This is a genomic window from Christiangramia qingdaonensis (assembly GCF_048381525.1).
Taxonomy (GTDB): domain Bacteria; phylum Bacteroidota; class Bacteroidia; order Flavobacteriales; family Flavobacteriaceae; genus Christiangramia.
Genome location: NZ_JBLWIM010000012.1, coordinates 598,489 through 618,245 on the forward strand (window position 1 = coordinate 598,489; position 19,757 = coordinate 618,245).

At 40.0% G+C, this 19,757-nt stretch carries 19 protein-coding genes; 8 read left to right on the forward strand and 11 right to left on the reverse strand.

Annotation, left to right across the window (positions count from 1 at the left end; translation table 11 throughout):
* The 3 genes from ACNI3T_RS07640 to ACNI3T_RS07650 all read left to right on the forward strand — a co-directional run.
* A partial coding sequence (locus tag ACNI3T_RS07640) for a glycoside hydrolase family 16 protein (RefSeq protein ID WP_418227310.1) occupies nucleotides 1-701 on the forward strand: 701 nt, incomplete at its 5' end.
* A gap of 58 nt (nucleotides 702-759) precedes the next feature.
* Complete coding sequence (gene bglX, locus ACNI3T_RS07645; protein ID WP_418227311.1) at nucleotides 760-3,036, forward strand: beta-glucosidase BglX; 2,277 nt, start codon at nucleotides 760-762, stop codon at nucleotides 3,034-3,036.
* A complete protein-coding gene (locus tag ACNI3T_RS07650; protein ID WP_418227312.1) occupies nucleotides 3,036-3,812 on the forward strand; it encodes a glycoside hydrolase family 16 protein in 777 nt (258 codons plus the stop codon). Before bglX ends, ACNI3T_RS07650 begins: the two co-directional genes overlap by 1 nt.
* Nucleotides 3,813-3,840: 28 nt before the next feature.
* On the opposite strand, the gene ACNI3T_RS07655 is transcribed toward ACNI3T_RS07650, so the two are convergent.
* A complete protein-coding gene (locus ACNI3T_RS07655) occupies nucleotides 3,841-4,290 on the reverse strand; it encodes a nucleoside deaminase (RefSeq protein WP_418227313.1) in 450 nt (149 codons plus the stop codon).
* A gap of 90 nt (nucleotides 4,291-4,380) precedes the next feature.
* Here ACNI3T_RS07655 and ACNI3T_RS07660 point away from each other — a divergent pair, with 90 nt between their 5' ends.
* A complete protein-coding gene (locus ACNI3T_RS07660) occupies nucleotides 4,381-6,153 on the forward strand; it encodes a 1-deoxy-D-xylulose-5-phosphate synthase (RefSeq protein ID WP_418227314.1) in 1,773 nt (590 codons plus the stop codon).
* 34 nt (nucleotides 6,154-6,187) lie between these two features.
* Nucleotides 6,188-7,180, forward strand: coding sequence for a DUF3078 domain-containing protein (locus ACNI3T_RS07665; RefSeq protein ID WP_322301424.1), 993 nt, complete (start codon nucleotides 6,188-6,190; stop codon nucleotides 7,178-7,180).
* Here ACNI3T_RS07665 and ACNI3T_RS07670 read toward each other — a convergent pair.
* The 5 genes from ACNI3T_RS07670 to ACNI3T_RS07690 all read right to left on the reverse strand — a co-directional run bounded on the left by ACNI3T_RS07670 (nucleotide 7,177) and on the right by ACNI3T_RS07690 (nucleotide 14,453).
* Nucleotides 7,177-8,319, reverse strand: a complete 1,143-nt coding sequence (locus tag ACNI3T_RS07670; protein ID WP_418227315.1) for an ATP-binding protein — start codon at nucleotides 8,317-8,319, stop codon at nucleotides 7,177-7,179. The two genes, ACNI3T_RS07665 and ACNI3T_RS07670, sit on opposite strands and share 4 nt — an antisense overlap.
* Nucleotides 8,320-8,434: 115 nt before the next feature.
* Nucleotides 8,435-9,781 (reverse strand): deoxyguanosinetriphosphate triphosphohydrolase, encoded by a 1,347-nt coding sequence (locus ACNI3T_RS07675; RefSeq protein ID WP_418227316.1) that lies wholly within the window; start codon nucleotides 9,779-9,781, stop codon nucleotides 8,435-8,437.
* Nucleotides 9,782-9,872: 91 nt separating this feature from the next.
* Nucleotides 9,873-12,332 (reverse strand): ribonucleoside-diphosphate reductase subunit alpha, encoded by a 2,460-nt coding sequence (locus ACNI3T_RS07680; RefSeq protein ID WP_418227317.1) that lies wholly within the window; start codon nucleotides 12,330-12,332, stop codon nucleotides 9,873-9,875.
* A 145-nt stretch (nucleotides 12,333-12,477) separates the two neighbouring features.
* Entirely contained in the window at nucleotides 12,478-13,455 is a 978-nt protein-coding gene (locus ACNI3T_RS07685; protein ID WP_418227318.1) for a ribonucleotide-diphosphate reductase subunit beta, read from the reverse strand.
* 425 nt (nucleotides 13,456-13,880) lie between these two features.
* Nucleotides 13,881-14,453, reverse strand: coding sequence for a DUF3109 family protein (locus ACNI3T_RS07690; RefSeq protein WP_141876219.1), 573 nt, complete (start codon nucleotides 14,451-14,453; stop codon nucleotides 13,881-13,883).
* A gap of 134 nt (nucleotides 14,454-14,587) precedes the next feature.
* Between ACNI3T_RS07690 and ACNI3T_RS07695 the strand changes: the two genes are divergently transcribed.
* The 3 genes from ACNI3T_RS07695 to ACNI3T_RS07705 are packed head-to-tail and all read left to right on the forward strand — an operon-like array spanning nucleotide 14,588 to nucleotide 15,970.
* Nucleotides 14,588-15,166: a MarC family protein gene (locus tag ACNI3T_RS07695; RefSeq protein WP_141876218.1), complete on the forward strand. Its 579-nt coding sequence runs from the start codon at nucleotides 14,588-14,590 to the stop codon at nucleotides 15,164-15,166.
* A complete protein-coding gene (locus ACNI3T_RS07700) occupies nucleotides 15,166-15,360 on the forward strand; it encodes a hypothetical protein (RefSeq protein ID WP_418227319.1) in 195 nt (64 codons plus the stop codon). The genes ACNI3T_RS07695 and ACNI3T_RS07700 overlap by 1 nt, the downstream gene beginning before the upstream one ends.
* Complete coding sequence (locus ACNI3T_RS07705) at nucleotides 15,353-15,970, forward strand: FAD-dependent oxidoreductase (RefSeq protein WP_418227320.1); 618 nt, start codon at nucleotides 15,353-15,355, stop codon at nucleotides 15,968-15,970. The genes ACNI3T_RS07700 and ACNI3T_RS07705 overlap by 8 nt, the downstream gene beginning before the upstream one ends.
* On the opposite strand, the gene ACNI3T_RS07710 is transcribed toward ACNI3T_RS07705, so the two are convergent.
* From ACNI3T_RS07710 to ACNI3T_RS07730, 5 genes are all read right to left on the reverse strand, one after another.
* On the reverse strand, nucleotides 15,962-16,264 hold the full coding sequence (locus tag ACNI3T_RS07710; protein ID WP_418227321.1) for a hypothetical protein: 303 nt from the start codon (nucleotides 16,262-16,264) through the stop codon (nucleotides 15,962-15,964). The genes ACNI3T_RS07705 and ACNI3T_RS07710 overlap by 9 nt on opposite strands.
* A gap of 15 nt (nucleotides 16,265-16,279) precedes the next feature.
* Nucleotides 16,280-17,872, reverse strand: coding sequence for a S41 family peptidase (locus ACNI3T_RS07715; protein WP_418227322.1), 1,593 nt, complete (start codon nucleotides 17,870-17,872; stop codon nucleotides 16,280-16,282).
* Nucleotides 17,869-18,303: a deoxycytidylate deaminase gene (locus ACNI3T_RS07720; protein ID WP_299153013.1), complete on the reverse strand. Its 435-nt coding sequence runs from the start codon at nucleotides 18,301-18,303 to the stop codon at nucleotides 17,869-17,871. The genes ACNI3T_RS07715 and ACNI3T_RS07720 overlap by 4 nt, the downstream gene beginning before the upstream one ends.
* 88 nt (nucleotides 18,304-18,391) lie before the next feature.
* Entirely contained in the window at nucleotides 18,392-18,979 is a 588-nt protein-coding gene (locus tag ACNI3T_RS07725) for a HupE/UreJ family protein (RefSeq protein WP_141876212.1), read from the reverse strand.
* A 298-nt stretch (nucleotides 18,980-19,277) separates the two neighbouring features.
* On the reverse strand, nucleotides 19,278-19,511 hold the full coding sequence (locus tag ACNI3T_RS07730) for a hypothetical protein (protein ID WP_418227323.1): 234 nt from the start codon (nucleotides 19,509-19,511) through the stop codon (nucleotides 19,278-19,280).
* Nucleotides 19,512-19,757 lie beyond the last annotated feature (246 nt).

Here is a 19,757-nt window from a genome sequence, read left to right on the forward strand (position 1 = left end):
CATTTGTTTCTCAATTCACTGAAATCTTCTGGAGTGATGAATTCGACGGAGATGCCCTCGATACCGATATCTGGAACTACGAAACAGGAAACGGAACTAATGGCTGGGGTAATGGAGAATTACAGTATTATACTGAAGATAATGTGTCTGTAGCAGACGGTAGTCTTATCATAACAGCCAGAAGAGAGGCAGAAAGTGGATTTGATTTCACTTCTGCAAGAATTACTACTATGGACAAGTTTGAAGTAACTTATGGTAGAGTAGAAGCTCGTGCCAAGATGCCTCAAGGTGGAGGAACGTGGCCAGCGATCTGGATGCTTGGAGCCGATTTTGATGTAGTTGGATGGCCTGCTACGGGTGAGATCGACATCATGGAATTTGTAGGTAACAAACCAAATGAAGTTTCTTCAGCATTACATTTCCCTGGAAATTCAGGTGGAAATGCAATTTTTGAAGCAACCGATATTCAAAATGCAGCTACAGAGTGGCATACATATGCCGTAGAATGGACAGCAGATGAAATAACTTTTCTGGTAGATAACGAGGTGAACTTTACTTTCACCAATGAATCTTCTCTTCCATTCAACAAGGATTTCTTCCTGATCATGAATGTAGCAATGGGAGGCGCACTTGGCGGAAATATCCCTGCAGAATTTAGCGAAGCTTCTATGGAAGTGGATTACATCAGAGTATATAAATAGTTTGTTTAGCTAACAACTCCCGGGATCTTTCAGGTTCCGGGATTTATTTTTAGAGATTATGAGAAAGTTATTCTTAAGTACCCTTTCACTCGTGGTCGGGACCATAGGACTGCATGCCCAGGAAACAGGTCTCAAAAGTTCAGTAAAGAATGTCGAAGCCAAGGTAGATTCAGTTTTAAACATCATGACCCTGGAAGAGAAAGTAGGCCAGATGATCCAGTACAACGGAAGTTGGGATCTTACTGGACCCGCTTCTGAAACCGGTAATAAACAAAAAGAAGACAGGCTAAAGAAAGGTCTGGTTGGATCTATGCTCAATGTGCTTTCAGTAGAAGCGACCGAAAAAGCACAAAAGCTCAACATGGAAAATTCACGCATCAAGATTCCGATTATTTTTGGATATGATGTAATTCATGGATATAAAACAATTTTTCCAGTGCCGTTGGCAGAAACTGCTAGCTGGGATATGGAAGCTGCAGAGGAGTCGGCTCGAATTGCCGCTTTAGAATCTGTAGCAGAAGGTGTGAACTGGACGTTTTCTCCAATGATCGATGTTTCACGCGATGCTCGCTGGGGACGGATTATGGAAGGCTCCGGGGAAGACCCCTATTTAACTTCTCAGGTTGCGGTGGCAAAAGTAAATGGATACCAGGGAGATGACCTTGCAGATCCTAATACGATCGCAGCAACCGCTAAGCATTTTGCCGGATATGGTTTTGCTGAAGGTGGAAAGGATTATAACACCGTGAATATTGGTAAGAACGAACTTCATAATGTCATTTTGCCACCGTTTAAAGCTGCGGCAGATGCTGGAGCTGCAACTTTTATGAATGCCTTCAACACGCTCGACGGTATTCCTGCGACTGGTAGTGAAAGCCTTCAGCGTGAGTTATTGAAAACTGAATGGGGTTGGGATGGATTTATAGTGTCAGACTGGGGTTCTATTTCAGAAATGATACCTCATGGATTTGCCCGTGATAAGGTACATGCTGCAGAAATTGCCGTAAAAGCAGGAAGCGACATGGATATGGAAGGCGGAGCTTACCAGGCAGGGCTTGAGCAATTGGTTGCTGAAGGAAAAGTCGATGAAAAGCTTATTAATGATGCAGTTCGCAGAATCCTGAGAGTGAAATTTATGATGGGTCTTTTCGATGATCCTTATCGTTATATCAATGCTGAAGTAAAAAATGAAGTGCCATACGAGCAACATCTTGAAACAGCACGTGATATTGCCAGAAAATCTATTGTTCTTCTGAAGAATGAAAATGATCTTTTACCAATGTCGGCTTCCGCAGGAAAGATTGCAGTGATTGGTCCGCTTGCTAATGACAAGGACACGCCAATTGGTAACTGGAGAGCGCAGGGTGAAGCGAACTCTGCCGTATCTGTAGTAGAAGGTTTGAAAAACCAATTACCAGACTCTGAAATTGTTTATTCTGAAGGAGTAAAGTTAGGGATGGGAGAACGTAGCTTTTTAATGCCGCTTGAGATCAACAAAACCGATACTACAGGAGTGGGTGAGGCCGTTATGAATGCCAGAGACGCTGAAGTGGTGGTTATGGTTCTTGGTGAAGATGCATTTCAATCTGGGGAAGGTAGAAGTCAGGCAAATATTGGTTTCGCCGGACTGCAACTAGAGCTACTGAAAAAAGTTTACGCTGTAAATAAAAATATCGTTCTGGTACTTATAAATGGAAGACCAATGGAATTAAGCTGGTCTGCTGAACATATCCCTGCTATCGTTGAAGCCTGGCAGCTTGGTTCTGAAAGTGGAAATGCGATCGCAGATGTGCTTCTTGGAAAATACAATCCTTCCGGTAAATTACCGGTTTCTTTTCCTAGAGCTGTAGGACAGGAACCCTTATATTATAACTATAAAAACACTGGGAGACCATACAGTGAACAGCATGTAACCTATTCACATTATACAGATATCGAAAACGGACCTTTATTTCCATTTGGTTACGGGCTTAGTTACACAACTTTCGATTACGCTAAACCAACTTTGAGCTCAGCTACGTTAACTTCAGGTGAAACTGCGACCTTGAGTGTTGCAGTCACAAATTCTGGAGATACCAAAGGGAAAGAAGTTGTGCAACTATATCTACGTGATATGGTGGCTAGCACGAGCAGACCTGTAAAAGAATTGAAAGGTTTTGAGCTGATCGAACTGGAAGCGGGTGAAACTAAAACTGTAGAGTTTGAAATTTCAGAAGAGATGCTTCAGTTTTATACCGCTAATGAAAAGTGGGAAGCTGAAGAAGGAGAATTCAGGTTGATGGTTGGAACCAATTCAGAAGAATTACAAACAGTGACACTTAATTTTCAGAAATAATGAAGAGACCCTACTCATATTTGATCCTGTGCCTGGTCCTGGTTTCTACGGCCAGTGCACAGGAAAAAATAATTTTCGAAGAGGATTTCAACGCAGATACTCTAAATATGGAGGTCTGGAATTATGAAGAAGGGGACGGCTGTCCTGATCTTTGTGGTTGGGGGAACAATGAAAAGCAGATCTACAACCGCGATTATGTTGCTCTGGAAGATGGTAAGCTGGTAATCACTGCGGAAAAGAAAGGTGATACTTACTATTCCGGAAAGATCAATTCCAAAGATAATGTTGAGTTTACCTACGGTGTGATTGAAGTAAAAGCAAAACTTGCTACGGGCAAAGGTCTCTGGCCAGCTATCTGGATGTTGGGTGCAGACATTAGTGAGGTTGGATGGCCTGCCAGTGGTGAGATCGATATTCTGGAATATATTGGCAGAGAGCCGGGCATCGTTTTTACTTCCCTGCATACCCCGGCGAGTCACGGGAACACGATCAATACTAAGAAAACGAAAATTGCAGATATTGAAGAAGGTTATCACACTTACAAAGCTGTGTGGACGCCAGATTATATTGAATTTTTTGTAGACGGTGATCAGTTATACCGCTTTACTCCTGAAAACTATAACGAGGAAGAGTATCCTTTTAAGAAGGATTTCTATTTCCTTATAAATATGGCCGTTGGAGGAAATCTTGGAGGTGCTGAAATAGATGAGTCGGCATTGCCTGACAAATTCTATGTAGATCATATCAAGGTAACTGAACTGCCTGAAGAATATTAAAGTAAAAAGCCCCAATATCGTGGCTTTTTTAATTCAGATTTCTTTTTTCTATAAAGAAACGCTTCAGTAAAGTGGAAGCTTCTTCTTCAAGAATTCCTGATGTCACTTTAGTCTTGGGATGAAGCTGGACACCATTTTTTCTATAACCTCTTGCGCTATCTTCAGCAGCAAAAACAATTTTTGAGATCTGACTCCAATAGAGGGCTCCGGCACACATCTGGCAGGGTTCCAGGGTGACATACATGGTACAATCCTTAAGGTATTTACCGCCTAGAAAGCTTGCGGCGGCTGTGATAGCCTGCATTTCGGCATGAGCAGTTACATCGTTCAGCGTTTCTGTAAGATTATGTCCTCTAGCGATGATCCTGTCATTGATGACTACAACCACTCCAACGGGAATTTCCCCTTTTTCATAAGCAGTTTCCGCTTCTTCCAGCGCTTTCCGCATAAAATAAGTGTCATCGTAAGGATTGATCATTCCCGGGTTTTTGTGCAAGATATCATTTTTGAAAATTCCGTTTTCGTTTCAGGTTAATAATTCAGTTTGCATGATGTAACTTTGTTGCAAATGACCAGAGAATTATTAGATACCATCAACTTTCCGCAGGATCTGCGAAAGCTTCCGGAAGCCTGTCTACAGGATCTAGCCAGGGAACTTAGAGAATTTATCATCGAAATCGTAGCAACCAAGGAAGGTCATCTGGGGGCAAGTCTTGGTGTTGTAGAACTTACCATCGCATTACATTATATTTTTAATACGCCTGAAGATTTGCTGGTCTGGGATGTTGGTCACCAGGCTTATGGCCATAAAATATTAACTGGAAGAAAAAATACTTTTCATACCAACCGACAGCTGAATGGTATTAGCGGATTCCCGAAAAGGGATGAAAGTGAGTTCGATACTTTCGGCGTAGGGCATTCATCTACTTCCATCTCAGCAGCGCTTGGAATGGCGATCGCTTCCCGGCTCAAGGGCGAGCATCAAAAACAACATATTGCTGTTATTGGAGATGCTTCCATCGCTAGCGGAATGGCTTTCGAAGGATTAAATCATGCCGGAGTAACCAAAGCGAACTTGCTGGTTATTTTGAATGATAATGCGATTGGTATCGATCCCAGCGTTGGGGCCTTAAAAGAATATCTAACCAAAGCAAGAGTTGGACATAAACCTGCCAGCGATAATATCATTGAAGCGCTCAATTTTCAATATTTCGGGCCTGTAGATGGTCACGATCTACCTGGATTACTGAAGGTTTTACAGGAAATGAAGGAAATCAGCGGACCTAAATTTCTACATGTCATTACCAAAAAGGGGAAAGGTTTAAAGAAAGCTGAAGAAGACCAGGTAAAATATCATGCACCCGGTAAGTTTGAACCTGCAACTGGTGAATTGCTGAAGTATGAAACCGAAGGTTTACCCATAAAGTTTCAGGATGTATTTGGACTAACATTAGTTGAACTGGTGGAAAAAAATGACAAAATTATTGGGATCACCCCAGCGATGCCTACGGGTAGTTCGCTCAAATATATGATGGATGCTTTTCCAGACAGGGCGTTTGATGTAGGTATCGCAGAGCAGCATGCTGTGACTTTATCTGCCGGAATGGCCACCCAGGGATTTACTGTTTTTTGTGCTATTTATTCTACTTTTCTTCAGCGAGCATACGATCAGCTAATTCACGATGTTGCCTTACAAAAACTGCCGGTAATATTTTGCCTGGATCGTGCTGGCTTGGTGGGAGAAGACGGAGCTACGCATCACGGTGTTTTTGATATTGCCTACTGCAGACTTATTCCAGATCTAATAGTTGCTGCTCCAAGAAATGAAACCGAGCTTAGAAACCTTCTCTACACGGCCCAGCTTGGTTTAGACAAACCATTAGTAATTCGTTACCCTCGCGGAAGAGGATCTCAGGTTGAATGGAAAACTCCCTTTCAAAAGACTGTTATTGGTAGAGCTGTATGCCTTCAGCAAGGAACTGATATCGCCGTTCTAACGATTGGTAATATGGCTGCAAACGCTTCCGAAGCAATTAAAAGTTATAAAGGGTTAGGGAGTATTGCGCACTACGACATGAAATTTGTAAAACCGCTAGATAAAGATCTGCTAGAAGAGATCTTCGAAAAATTTGATAAAATTATCACTATTGAAGATGGCGTAATCACCGGGGGTTTTGGAAGTGCGATCCTGGAGCTTGCCATGCATCTTGATTATAAGGGTAAAATTGAGATCATGGGGGTGCCTGATAATTTTATAGAACATGGAAATATCGATCAATTACAAGAAATTGCGGGAATTAACGTTGAAGGAATACGGCAAAAGCTGGAAACTTTGAACTGATTTTATATTTTTGCGATTCTGTAATCCCTACCTGATGAAATTTTACCTACTAAGCTTCCTTTTTATATTTACTTCATTCTATAGTTCAGCTGCTCATATTAAACATGTTAGGGTGAATGATACTACAGCAACTGCAGCTAAGGATACTACTGCTTCAGATTCCATGTTGATCTACTGGACCGAGAAGAACACCTTCGGAATGAATCTAAGTGAAGTAGCATTTGTAAACTGGAATGCTGGGGGAAACAACTCTATATCGGCTTTGTTTTATGCTGGTTTTGAGCGCGATTTTGAAAAAGACTATACTATTTGGAAGAATTCGGCAAAGTTGAGGTATGGAATTAATGCGCAGGAAGGCAGGGAAATTAGAAAGACAGAAGATGAATTAAGATTGAGTTCCTCATTTGGTTTTAGAACCGACAGTACGTCGAACTGGTATTATTCAGGTAAATTTAGTTTCAACACGCAGTTCACCAACGGTTACAAATATCCCGATACCGAAGTTCCAATTTCGAAATTAATGGCTCCTGGTTATACCTTTCTTGGTGCAGGAACAGAATTTTCCCATCCTGTAGAGGATCTTACCATATACCTTTCTCCTATAACCGTGAAATCAACTTTCGTACTAGATCAGAGACTTGCCAACGAAGGGATGTTTGGTGTGGAACCTGCAGTGACCGATGAACTTGGGAATATTATCAAAGAAGGTGAGATGCTTAGAACAGAATTCGGTTTTCTCTTTACCAGTGAATATAACAAGGAAGTTTTTGAGAATATTGATCTTAGTAATCAATTGAGCCTGTATTCAGATTACCTCAATAACTTCGGAAATGTGGATGTAGACTGGCAACTGGCAGTAAATATGAAGGTCAATGACTTCGTAAAGGCCAATGTTGGAACCCATATTCGTTATGATGATGATGTAAAGTTTAAGGAAGATACCAATGGCGATGGTAAACTGGAAACTTCCGGTGCCAGGATTCAGCTAAAGCAAATGCTTGGTGTTGGGGTGGTTTATGAGTTTTAAACCAGGTTCAGTTTTGTACGTGTTTTACCGGGTTGATTCGCATTGCTGGAAATCCTGATCTTAAATTCTGTTCCTTTATCTTTCTCGCTGGTGAGTTCAACCGCACCGCCGTGCGCTTCAGCAACCATTTTAACCAGTGTGAGTCCTATGCCCCAACTTTTGAGTTTAGGGTTGTTATTTTGTTTTCCGTATTGTAGAAAATCGAAGATCGCCTTTTGTTTCTCCTTCGGAATAGGATTTCCAAGATTATGGACAGAAAGCAATAAGTAGTCGTCCCCATCTTTTTCAATTTTTAGGGTGATCGGGGTATCTTTATCTCCATATTTAATTGCATTGGTAATTAGATTTTCGAGCATTCTGCGTACTGCTACAGCGTCATAAATCCCATAAAGATCCTTGTCCGCACAATCTAATATGATCTCTTCAGAATAGATCTCTGAAGCTTCCTGGTAAATAGATTCTATATCGCTATACAAATCTGTTTCAGCATAAGTGAGCATCATCCCTTCACCAGCTTTTACTGTAATACTATCCAGTAATCCTTCCAGCATTTCCAGTGCTTTATTCACACTATTCATAGTCATTTTCTTGACCCTTATACTGCGATCCTGATCGATATCCCCTGTATTGAGCATTTCGATCCCTAGTCTTGCTGCAGAGAGCGGATTCCTTATATCGTGTGCCAGTGTAGCTACTAATTTGCTCTGCATTTCTTCGATCGACTTAGTAAAGGCTTGAAGGCTTCTCAGCATAGACTTGTCAATACAACACTTAAGAATATTGAAGATATTATGATCTGTAAATCCATTGATATTAAGAACTTTCAGAATGACATTATGAAATATCATGTATTCATGGATAATTTCATCTGCAGAGAAGCTTCCTGAACTGGCGCGATGTCTCCCATGCTCAATGCTATTACTCTCGATCAATGCAATTTTAGGATCCTCAAGATTCCAGTCAATGATATCATATTCTTCCATGATACCAATAATGTCATTCAGGATGTTAGGAACATGATCGCGAAGTGCGATTCTATTGGCAGAAGTAGAGGATTTTACGAGTTCGAGAACCTGTCGTTCCCAGTCCTCGATGATAAGCTGAGAATTATTCTCTAAAATTTGAGTAACCTTTTTCATAACACTAACTATATAAGTGCCTGATGCTTTTATGTTGAAGTATCAGAAGCTTAAGCTGTGAAATTACTTTAGACTAGAAAGAATAAATAATACTAAACGTTAATTTTTTAACGTTTTAAGCATCCAGACCCTGAAATCTTTTAAAAGAGGCCACGGTAAGACCATCGGTTAGCGAAGCTATATAGGAACAGATTGCGATCAACGTATCATAAACTGAATGTTCGTCATTCAAATAGTTTAGCTGTGGAACAGATTTTTTTACCAGTTTTGTGAAGTTGGAATCTTCATTTTCAGCATCTGCAAGGAAAGCCTGGGTATAGATATCCAGCAAATAAGTGAGCATTTTAAAGCCGGCAATTTCCTTCCCGATCACCTCTTCGCTTTGATAGATCTTCTCCACACTTATCTTAATAATATCCCGAATCTGAGCCTCGTATTTACTTTTATCGAATAAAGCTTCATGAAATTCACCTTTCAGAATGGCATCTTCATTCTTCAGAAAGATCTCAGCAGCTTCTGTAATTAATGTATTGATAGCTAAAGCACGCAAATACGCCAGCCTGTCTGAAGTGGTTTGAAGTTCATGATATTTGGAAGTATTGATACTATCTTTCACGAGTTTAATGAGATATTCCAAAGCGTAATCTTCATCGATGAGTCCAAGATTAATTCCATCTTCAAAATCAATGATCGTATAGCAAATATCATCTGCGGCCTCAACCAGGAAGGCCAGAGGATGCCGTGCATATCCAATGTGTTTGCCTTCGCGCGTCATTTTTAATCCTAATTCTTCAGCGATATCCTCAAAGGTTTCTTTTTCACTCTGGAAAAATCCAAACTTTTTATCTTCGATCTTTGAACTTGGCTTATGCGGAAGGGATTCTTTCGGATATTTTGTGAATGCTCCTAAAGTAGCATAGGACAATCGTAGGCCACCGCTAATTCCTGGTCTGTTTTCTGTAAGTATTCTGAAACCATTGGCATTTCCTTCAAATTTTACCAGATCTTGGTATTCAGCTTCTGAAAGAGATTCTTTGAACCTTTTACCGCTTCCATGACTGAAGTATTCTCCAATCGCTTTCTCTCCGGAATGTCCAAAAGGTGGATTTCCAATATCATGTGCAAGAGCCGCCGCTGCGACAATAGCCCCAAAATCATTCATCTGGTAACCTGAAGAATCCTTTAGATGAGGATGTTTCTGTAACAACTTCTGTCCTGTTAATCTTCCCAGCGACCTTCCAACGACTGAAACCTCGAGGCTATGCGTTAGCCTGGTATGCACAAAATCTGTCTTGGAAAGTGGAATCACCTGCGTTTTGTCCTGCAGGCTTCTAAATGCTGAAGAAAATATGATACGATCATAATCTACTTCAAAACCTAAACGTGTTTCATTCTGCTCAATACGCAGTCGTTTGTTCTTGTCTCCGAAACGTTTAAGTGATAAGAGTTGATCCCAGGTCATAATTTTCCAGTTGTTGAGGTTCAAAAATATAAAAAAGGGAAGCAATAACTGCCTCCCTTCCCGCATTCAAATTTGAATTAGCCAAAATTCTTTAAGATCCGCACATCAGGCAGTCGTCACCTTCAGCTTCTTTGGATTGTGCAATGAGTGCTTTAAGTTCTTCCGGGGACAGCGCTCCTTCAGTTTCTGTTTTTTCTGAAACTACAGGCGGTGTATTTTCCTGAAGTTTTTCTGCAGCTCGCAAGGGAGCTTCCGAAGTAACCGCAACCGGTTCCTGCTTTTTCTCTTTCTCAAGCGTAAACTTGATAGCATCTACCGCCGATTTTGTTCTCAGGTAATACATTCCTGTTTTAAGTCCGCTTTTCCAGGCGTAGAAATGCATGGAAGTAAGCTTGCTGTAATTCGCGTTTTCCATAAATAGGTTCAGCGATTGGGACTGATCAATAAAATAGCCACGATGTCTGGACATATCGATAATATCCTTCATGCTCATTTCCCAGACCGTTTTATAGAGTTCTTTAAGATCCTGCGGAATCACATCGATATCCTGAACAGAACCGTTGTTTCTCATAATAGCGTTTTTCACATCTTCTGTCCAAAGATCCCTGGAAACAAGGTCCTCCAGCAAATGCTTGTTCACCACGATAAACTCTCCGGAGAGTACTCTTCTTGTATAAATATTGGAGGTATAAGGTTCAAAAGCTTCATTATTTCCTAAGATTTGAGAAGTAGAAGCGGTTGGCATTGGTGCGAGCAGTAAGGAGTTACGAACCCCATTTTCTTCGATCTGCTTTCTAAGTTTACCCCAATCCCAGCGACCACTTAATTCCTCATCTTTAATTCCCCACATATTAAATTGGAATTCTCCCTGGCTAATTGGCGAACCTTCGTAGGTTGAATATGGACCTTCTACTTTTGCAAGTTCCATAGATGCCATAACCGCAGCGAAATAAAGAGTTTCGAAGATCTCCTGGTTCAGTTTTTTTGCGTCGTCACTGGTAAATGGCAATCGTAGTTTAATAAAAGTATCTGCAAGTCCCTGAACTCCCAGACCAACCGGGCGATGACGCATGTTTGAATTTTCAGCTTCCTTAACCGGGTAGTAATTCCTGTCGATCACCTTATTCAGGTTCTTGATCACTCTTTTTGTGATCTTGAAAAGTTCCTTGTGATCAAATTCATTGTTCTTAATGAACATCGGCAAGGCGATAGATGCAAGGTTGCAAACGGCGACTTCATCCTTACTGGTATATTCAATAATTTCTGTACAAAGATTGGAAGAGCGAATCGTTCCCAAGTTTTTTTGATTAGACTTTCTATTAGCGGCATCTTTGTAAAGCATATACGGAGTTCCAGTTTCTATTTGAGACTCCATGATCTTTTCCCACAACTCTCTGGCTTTAATAGTTCTTCGACCTTTATTTTCAGCTTCATACTTTTCGTATAGCGCTTCGAAATTATCTCCGTAAGTATCAAAAAGCCCAGGACATTCATGCGGACACATAAGTGTCCAGCTACCATTTTCCTGAACCCTTTTCATAAAAAGATCTGGGATCCACATGGCATAAAAAAGATCACGCGCACGCATCTCTTCTTTTCCATGGTTCTTTTTAAGATCCAGAAAATCAAAAATATCAGCATGCCATGGTTCCACGTACATCGCAAAAGAACCTTTTCTTTTTCCACCACCCTGATCCACGTATCTAGCGGTATCATTAAATACTCTAAGCATAGGCACAATTCCATTGGAAGTACCATTGGTTCCTGAAATGTAAGACCCAGTCGCTCTCACATTATGGATAGAGAGACCTATACCTCCAGCCGATTGAGAGATTTTTGCAGTCTGCTTCAGCGTATCGTAAATTCCATCAATGCTGTCGTCTATCATACTAAGTAGAAAACAGGAAGACATTTGGGGTTTTGGTGTTCCGGAGTTAAAAAGTGTTGGGGTAGCATGTGTAAAGTACTTTTTAGACATAAGTTCATAGGTCTCTATCGCACTATCAAGATCATCAGGATGAATCCCTATAGAAACACGCATAAGCATATGCTGAGGTCTTTCCACGATTTTACCATCCAGTTTTAAAAGATAGGATCTTTCCAACGTTTTAAAGCCGAAATAATCATAATTGAAATCCCGGTTGTAAATAATAGTGGAGTCTAGTTTCTCTTTATTCTCCAGGATCACCTCATATACTTCTTCTGAAAGTAGGGCTGCCTTTTCATTGGTACGCGGATTTACATACTCATACAGATCTGTCATTACTTCAGAAAAACTCTTTTTCGTGTTCTTGTGAAGATTTGAAACCGAGATCCTGGCAGCGAGTTTCGCATAATCTGGATGAGAAGTAGTCATCGTCGCGGCAATTTCAGCAGCGAGATTATCGAGTTCACTGGTAGATACATTATCGTACAGACCTTCGATCACACGCATAGCAACTTTAACAGGATCTACAAGTTCATTTAGACCATAGCAAAGTTTCTTGACCCTGGCGGTGATCTTATCAAACATTACAGGTTCTTTATGGCCGTCTCTTTTTACAACATACATAAGCTGGAATTGTTTTGTGGGAGCTTAAGTCTGAACAAAGGCATCCCTGCCCGGTTATGTAACCGGATTAATAATTTTAGATCTTAAATGGTATTCTTAGAAAAGCTCAACAAGCGCTGCATTGGGGGCGCAGCGCAGTTGGACTTTAGAAATCGGCGTCAAAGCTGATTTCATCTGATTCTTTATCCTTATTCATCACTCCTGCTTTCTGGTATTCGCTCACTCTTTTCTCAAAAAAGTTCGTTTTTCCCTGCAGGTTGATCATATCCATAAAATCGAATGGATTTGTAACATTAAATTCTTTTTCACATTCGAGTTCTACCAAAAGTCGGTCTGTGACGAATTCAAGATATTGGGTCATTAATTTCGCATTCATCCCAATCAGGCTCACGGGAAGTGATTCAGTCACAAATTCTCGTTCAATGTTAAGAGCATCGATAATGATCTTGCGTATTTTTTCCTTCGGAACTTTATTTATAAGGTGATTGTTATGCAGATGTACCGCGAAATCACAATGCATTCCTTCATCTCTGGAGATCAATTCGTTGGAGAACGTAAGGCCGGGCATGAGTCCGCGTTTCTTTAACCAGAATATAGAGCAGAAGGCTCCGCTAAAGAAGATACCTTCTACCGCCGCAAAAGCGATCAGTCTTTCAGCAAAAGAATCTGATTCAATCCAGTTTAGTGCCCAGTCTGCTTTTTTCTTGATAGCCGGGAAAACTTCGATAGCTTTAAATAGCTGATTCTTTTCCTTTTCATCTTTAACGTAGGTATCAATCAAAAGGGAATAGGTCTCAGAATGAATGTTTTCCATCATGATCTGGAAACCGTAGAAAAACTTGGCTTCCGAATATTGTACTTCGTTCACGAAATTTTCAGCAAGGTTTTCATTCACAATACCATCTGAAGCAGCAAAGAAGGCGAGGATATGTTTTATAAAGTAACGCTCATCTGCGTTCAATTTATTTAACCAGTCGGTAAGGTCCTGGTGAAGATCAATTTCTTCCGCAGTCCAGAAGCAAGCTTCCATTTTTTTATACCAGTCCCAAATGTCATTATGTTTGATTGGAAAGATCACAAATCGATCTTTATTTTCCTGCAAAATTGGTTCTATTTGAGACATAATTGGGAGGTTTTAAGTATATCGGTAATTTTTGTTCTTTCGTTCTCTAACAAAGATTTAAAAATCAGACATATAAAAGAGGAAACAGGGTAGAACCTTTTCAACAAAGTTTTCAACAATGAAAAGAGCTATTATTCTTAGATTTATGTTAAATCACCCATCTAAGCTATTGAATTACAGAACAGTAATACATGTTAAGGGTTTTAGAAGAAAACCATCAAGAATTAGGGGTTTTAGGGCCTTTGTTTAATGTTTTTGACCGGTAGAAACTGATAGCAATTGGCCATAAATTCACTTGATTTGAGGTGTAATCAGGTTCTAATGATCTATTTCTGAAAAAGATTCGGCGTAAAACATTAAACAAAATAGAGATTTGTTAACAGCGGAATTAAATTTCAGAAATGCTAAAAGTGGTATGCGGCGATCTATTTTTTCTGAATCTCATCTGCGATAACAGTTAATTCCTGATACCATTCTTCACCAAACTTTCTAACCAGTGCCTCCTTTACAAATTTGTAAATGGGCACCTGTAGTTCTGCCCCAAGACTACAGGCATCATCACAAATTTCCCAGCGATGATAGTTCACTGCAGAAAATGAAGTGTATTCCTGGATTCTAACAGGGTATAAATGGCAGCTTACAGGTTTTTTCCAGTCGATATCGCCCTGGTTGTAAGCTTCTTCAATTCCGCAGAGTGCTGTACCTTTTTCGTCAAAGGTTACGTAAGCACAATCTGCATCGTTGATTAGCGGAGTTTCAATTTCACCATTTTCGCGGGTGATATAAACACCCTGACGCTCGATAGCTTCTATACCTTCAGGACGAAGATATTGCTTCACTTTGGGATAGATCCTTTCCATGATCTCACGTTCTTCTGGCTCTACCGGAGCACCGGCCTCACCGTCTATACAACATGCACCTTTGCACGCAGAAAGATTGCACAAAAAATCATTCTTGATGATCTCTTCAGAAACTAAAGTCTTACCTAATTGAAACATGCGGCAAAGATAAATCTATCCTTTTACAGACCTAAAGAAATGGCCTCCAAAATTTATGGAAATTTAATAATCTCATCGATTGTCAATCAGAAATCTTGAATTACTTTTGCCGCTTATTTTTAAAGGTTTAGGTTATGTTTAAAGTATTGGACTTCAAGCAAATATTCACCGCTGGAATGATTCTTTTTGCGGTAATAGACATCGTAGGCAGTATTCCTATTATTATAGATCTGCGAAAAAAGGTTGGTCATATACAGAGTGAAAAAGCGTCAATCGTTGCCGGTTGTCTTATGGTGGTCTTTCTCTTCCTGGGAAAAGAGATCCTGAATCTAATTGGAATTGATGTAAACTCATTTGCTGTCGCCGGTTCCTTTATCTTATTTTTCCTGGCCCTGGAAATGATCCTGGGAATTAGTCTTTATAAAGATGATGCTCCCGAATCTGCGTCTATAGTGCCTTTGGCATTCCCATTAGTTGCAGGAGCGGGAACGATGACTACTTTGGTTTCTTTGCAGGCAGAATATGAAACAATAAATATCATTGTCGCTATCATATTCAATATTATATTTGTATACCTGGTTTTAAAGTCTTCTGGACGTATCGAGAAGATTCTTGGATCTCAGGGTATTAATGTAATTAGAAAAGTCTTTGGAGTGATCTTACTTGCTATCGCTGTGAAGCTTTTCGCCGCAAATATTCAGAATTTATTCTAATGAAGTATTTTATTTATTTCATCATTTTCCTAGCTGTTGTTTTTATTGGAGTGAGCGTAAGTTCACTTGATCTCAATGCTCTTCTTGAAGGAGATAGTGCAAATGCGCTTATCGTTATTCTTGCAAGTCTTTGCGTGATCATATTGATGTCGATTCTTCTGGTTTCCAGAACGATTTCCAAAAAACATGGGTAATTTCCATTATGATGTACTAATAGTCGGAGCTGGGGTAGCAGGTATTTCCTGTGCACTGGTGCTTGGTTCTGCTCTCGAGAAGCCTTACGCTGTAAATCGAAAAGTAGGTATTTTGCTACAGTATAAGAGCTCTCATTTAAACTCTGCTCTTCTAAATAATGCCTTCGGAATAGCTCCCGGAACCAATGGTAGGGAGCTCCTTGAAACAAGTATCCTGCATTTAGAGAAACTTTATCCAGCGGTAGAACTTATTCCAAAAGAGAAAGCAAAAGAAATTGTGTCTCTATCTGAAGGTTTTCAGCTAACTTCAACTAAAAATGTTTACACTTCAGAAAGGCTTGTGATCGCAACCGGTTATACGAGTCCTGTGCGAATTAAAGGATTGGAGAAGTATGTGATTCCGCATAAAAAAGCAAAAGCAGAGAAAGAACGAATCCAGTTAAAGAATGTAGATCACCTGGTAACTAAGGGACTTTATGTGGCTGGAACTTTAGCAGGCTGGCGTAGTCAATACTCAATTGCTGCGGGAAGTGGTGCCGCGGTTGCTACCGATATTTTAACCGAGTGGAATAACGGTGAGCATAGCAAAATCCATGATAAGCTAGCGTAGAAAGAACAGTATTAAACTTATTGGTAGGGTTATTACAGCAAGGATCAAAAGCCCGTGATGCAGATTCCGAAATATAAGTGCTGTTTTAAGCTTGCTCTTAAAGCGTTCATCCTCATTATGTTCCATGGCATCACGCATTAATCCTCTTGAAACATTGGAATGATTCACAAGTATATCCTTTTGTAAAAATAAGGAAGTACTATTATCTAAAAGTCGGAAAGTTACTGCAAGTATAAATAGCAGTAACGGGGTAAGCGGCCAGATCGCTGAAAGGTATTCCAGGAATTCATTCATGAGCAACCTAAAATATTATTTTTCCATCGACAACTGGATTATTTTCTCGATTAATCGATCATCTTCATTTAAATACCGTTCAAATACATTAGTGCCAAATAGTTGCTGTGCAATTTCAGCCTTTAAATATTTCTTTAAAATAGGTTTACGCTCTTCACTAACATTTCCTAAACCAATGTTCTGATATTTTAGATAGCGATTAAAATCGTAAATGATCTTATCTGTAATTTCGATCTTCTCGCGGTAATTTTTCCTGGTAATACTGTTATAAAATGTCCGATCCTTTTCCAAAAGATCAAAAATAAATCGGCTCATATAACCACCTCTCAAGAGCAAGGTGAGCTTTTCCTTTTCCAGGTTCGTATCTTTTGGAACAAAAATATCCGGGATGATCCCTCCGCCGCCATAAACGACCTTTCCACCGGGAGTGACATAACGCAGACTGTCAATGGTAACGATCGAATCCCGACTACTTAATTCTCCATTCTCATATCTTTTCATATAATCATTGAAATAAGACTCGTTTCCATTATCATAAGGCTTCTGAATAGATCTTCCTGTAGGAGTATAATATCTCGCAATGGTTAGTCTTACAGCGCTACCGTCGCCCAGCTCCATTTCTCGTTGTACCAGGCCTTTTCCATAAGAACGACGACCAACGATAGTTCCTACATCATTATCCTGTAGAGCTCCGGCTACTACTTCGCTGGCGGAAGCTGAATTTTCATTGATAAGTACAAAAACCTTCCCGTTTTCAAATTCACCTTCTCTTTGAGCAAAGGTTTCTTCAATAGAACCGCTTTTATTTTTGGTGAACAAAATGAGTTTATCGTCCTTAATAAATTCATCGGCTATATTGATCGCTTCAGAAAGGTATCCTCCAGGGTTATCCCTTAGATCCAACGCAATTTGTGTAGCGCCACTGGCTTTGAGTTCCTGTATGGCTTCACTAAATTCTTCATAGGTAGTTTCAGAAAAACGATCGATCTTAATGTAGCCAAGCTCTTTAGTAAGCATATAACTGGCATCGACGGACTTGATAGGGACTACACCTCTTCTCACATTGAATGTAAGCAACTCGTCACTGCCCTTCCGAAGAACTTTTAAAGAAACTTTTGAGTTTTCCTTTCCCTTTAATTGCGCGATGACCGAGTCCTCTGTCACATCGTTTTTGAAAAGAGCTTTCCCGTTAGCATACAATATCCGGTCTCCACCGCGAATCCCGATCTTTGCACTGGGTCCACCTTCGAGAGCCTGTATGACAACGATGGTATCGTTCACCTGGTAAAAGCTCACGCCTATACCAACGAAATCACCTTTCATGTTCTCGCTGACTTTCGCATACTCATCCTTCGGAATATAAACCGAATGCGGATCCAGGTTTTCAAGAATTTTATTCACAGTAACATCTACGATGCTATCTGTGTTTACATTATCGACATACTCATAATCTATATAATCGATAAGGCGATTTAACTTTTGCTTCTTGGGATTGGCAGAGAATAATTCATCGCCGGTATCAAAGTTAAGTCTCGCTCCTAGCATTAATCCTGCAGCACAAGCGATGCTTAAAAGTAAAGGGGTATATATTTTATTTCTTTTCTTCAATTTTCTTCCAGTTCAGTGATCTGCTCCAGCTCCACGCCAGCTTTCCGAAGAAAGTCGAGCCCGGCATTGTCTTTATAATCAATTTGATAAACCAGGCGTTTAATCCCGGATTGATGTATAAGCTTACTACAATCCTTGCAAGGTGACATTGTAATATACAAAGTAGCATCTTTACAACTCTGCGTAGAACCAGCTACCTTCAGGATCGCGTTTGCTTCAGCGTGTAGGACATACCATTTCGTGTAGCCTTCCTCATCTTCACAAAAGTTCTCAAATCCACTTGGGGTACCGTTGTAGCCATCAGAAATGATCATTCTGTCCTTCACTATTAACGCGCCAACCTGTTTTCTATTACAATGTGATAATTTGCTCCATTCCCGGGCGATACGAAGATATGCCCGATCAAATTTCAGTTGTTTTTGCTGATTCATAAGTATTCACTAGCTCTTTGCAATGCATTATTAATTACCTGCAAATTAAAAGATTATTGCGAAACTTTGTGATTCGTAAAGCTTAAATCTACAATGCCAGATAGGTTTCCTGCAGAATTGGTAAAATGACTCCAATTACGATGGAAGCAGTAACAATAATCCAGTCCCTTTTGGAAACCTTTAATAGATTCTGACAAACAAATCCAATGATCATCACCGCCAGCACTACCAGTATTTGTGCAGCTTCGATCCCTAGAGCGAACTCAACTAGCGGCCAGAACTTATTGCTAGTGCCCGAAGCGATCATTTTGAAGTAGGAAGAAAAACCAAGTCCATGGACGAGTCCGAAAAAGGCAGTTGTAAAGTAGAGAAGGTTATAATTTGTATTCCGAACTTTTTTACCGGCAGTGGCAATATCGAAAATTGCAGTAGCGAGAATCGTAACCGGAATTAAAAATTCAACGTAATTAGGATCTACTTTGAGGATCTTGTAAACCGAAAGAAACAACGCAAGTGTATGTCCAACAGTAAATAAAGTTACCAGACCAAGCACTCTTTTCCAGGTCGTGAAACCATAAGAAGCTACCAGGACAACTAGAAAAAGAACGTGGTCATAAGCCTGCCAATCTAAAACATGATCTAAACCAAGCTCGAAATAAACCCAAAATTGTGACATAATACGCTGTTATAGGGCCTCGAAAGTACGACTAATTCATAAAATTGCAAAGATGAAGCTGAGCCTTTCTGGCATGGTTTGAAGACTTAGAACATCATTTTGATATTATTGAAAGGCTCGGGCTGGCTTCTTATTTATGACTTCTGAAAGAGGTTGATTGAATACAATATTCAGGGTGAAATCTTATGCTAGTTGTTTACTGCCTTAGAATATAGAATATTCTGATTTCTGGAGTTCAGGAAGTGATTAAAATAAAAAAGCCCTGTAAACAGGGCTTTAATCTTAGGAAGTAATATTCTTAGATTTGTGGAACTTCAGAAGTTGCTTCAGGAGTTGCAGTAGTATCCATAGTAGCTTCAGAGCTCATCATTTCAGATGTAGTCTCAGAATCCTGGTCTAGAGAAGCTTCAGCATCTACCGGAGTTGCTACCGGGGAGATAGGAGTTTCAGTAGAATCTTCTTTCTTGTCTGTACAAGAGAAAGTTGCAACCAAAAGAGCAAGTGCTAAAGCACCAAAAAATTGTTTTTTCATTTATATGATATAGTTTAAAATCGGGCGAATGTATGTCAAAATTCAATTGCTTTTACATCGGTAATAAAAATTTTCTATATTTTACAAAACCCTAGTATTTAGTTAGTTACGATGTTGGTGAAACTGATTGAGTTTTAGGTTGAGTACGGAAGTGTCTTTCCCTATATTTTCTACAAATTATAAGTTGCGGTTACATTTTTTTTATATTTTTGCCGTCCACAAGCTCGAGTGGCGGAATTGGTAGAC